The sequence below is a fragment of the Saccharibacillus sacchari genome (assembly GCF_037722395.1).
Lineage (GTDB): Bacteria > Bacillota > Bacilli > Paenibacillales > Paenibacillaceae > Saccharibacillus > Saccharibacillus sacchari_A.
Genome location: NZ_JBBKAR010000062.1, coordinates 1 through 488, shown reverse-complemented (window position 1 = coordinate 488; position 488 = coordinate 1). Strand labels below are relative to the sequence as shown.

The 488-nt window shown below is 52.5% G+C and carries 1 protein-coding gene; it reads right to left on the bottom strand.

Translation table 11 applies throughout. From position 1 onward, the window contains the following. Positions 1 to 359 (bottom strand): transposase (locus WKI47_RS25350; RefSeq protein WP_340229999.1); only part of this gene is annotated, 359 nt, incomplete at its 3' end. Between the last annotated feature and the right edge of the window lie 129 nt (positions 360 to 488).

The following is a 488-nucleotide window of genomic DNA, read 5'->3' as shown; positions in this document are numbered from 1 at the left end:
CGACGTTGAGTCAAGGAATAGGTTTGACCGATTCGACAAGTAAAGTCCTGCTCAATCGAACCCCCGAACGGTTTTTTGCGATTTCGAGGCACCACATCCTGAAATCGGGTCGTGTCGCGAAGACGAATCACAAAAAACTGACGAGAATCGGCCGTGTCGTACGCGTCAAAGCGAGCGTGTTTGCCGTAAGCGCGATCGGCGACCACAATAAAACGAGGATCACTTAACGGTTCGGCAAGTCGAGCGTCATGGGTTTTGGCGTCGGTTTCTTCGACATGGTGAAGGCGATGTTCCGAAGCAAGAAGCGCGACATGCAGCTTCAAGCCTGACTTTTTGCCGCTGAGAGGTGCCCAAGGCAAGCGTCCTTTTCCAACGACGATTTGAGTCGAATCCAGGAGTAACAGCTCTTTGGGCAGTTTAGCTTGACGGCATGTGGAGCGATTGCAGCGCGAAAGGAGCGTAGAGAACAGTCGCTTGAAGACCTCGAA